Source organism: Oleiphilus sp. HI0061 (assembly GCF_001635675.1).
Window position 1 is genome coordinate 1 of record NZ_LWFE01000182.1, and the last position, 908, is coordinate 908.

The 908-nt window shown below is 40.2% G+C and carries 2 protein-coding genes; both read left to right on the plus strand.

Annotation, left to right across the window (positions count from 1 at the left end; all coding sequences use genetic code 11):
* The coding region (locus A3735_RS02165) for a DUF2956 family protein (RefSeq protein ID WP_156499335.1) at positions 1 to 239 on the plus strand (239 nt) is incomplete at its 5' end.
* Positions 240 to 509: 270 nt separating this feature from the next.
* The coding region (locus A3735_RS02170) for an SGNH/GDSL hydrolase family protein (RefSeq protein WP_197485604.1) at positions 510 to 908 on the plus strand (399 nt) is incomplete at its 3' end.

The following is a 908-nucleotide window of genomic DNA, read 5'->3' on the forward strand; positions in this document are numbered from 1 at the left end:
CAAAAATCATTGCCCAGGGTATTCAAAAAGGGATTGAGCAGTATAAAAAACAGCACAAAGCCAAAAGCCGAGAGCTCGACAAGCAATTAAAAGCTGCAGAAAAAGCCAAACAGATGGCAAGCAGTAGTGAAGAAAAACAGCTTGAAGAGCATGTTCAGCCACCTAAAGCACAGACGTGGTTACCCTGGTCTTTACTCGTTTTATCATGGGTTTTGTTTGCAATATTCCAAGTAATATAAGAACTCATCTCGATGAAATTTGATTAGTTTTGAACCAAGTCTCACTGAAAACTCTGAATTTAACCTAAGTTACCTAAATTACCCTTCTTTGCCACAGCTTCGTAATCCTCTTTTTTATATGGTTTAAATCACTTACTTGTCATTGCTTTGGAGGAGTCCCCCAAAAAAGTCAGACAAGAAAGAACCTGAAAAAGAATAGTTCTTTAAGAACATATAAAACACTTACATACATGAAAAAAACAAAATTAAGAAAATTAACGGAGTCGATTGATGAAAAGCCTGAAATTGAAGTTGGTGACACTGACGTCACTACTTGTTGCTGCATTCGCGGTTAATGCGAACGGCTACAGTAATGTATACGTATTTGGCGATAGCCTTTCTGATAATGGTAACCTTAATGCCATTGCACCAGACCAAACCTATGGTGAACGTTTCACCAATGGCCCTGTAGCGGTAGAAGTCGTTGCAGCAGCACTAGGTCATACCCTAACACCATCGCTACACTTAGCGGGTGGTTATACTGGTAACAACTTTGCTATTGCTGGTGCAAAAGCAGTTGACGAAGATGGTGATGAATCTACACCGGACATCAACCTACCTACCCAGGTTAATGCTTTCCTACAAATCAATGCAGGTGTTGCCCCTTCAGACGCGCTATACATCGTATTA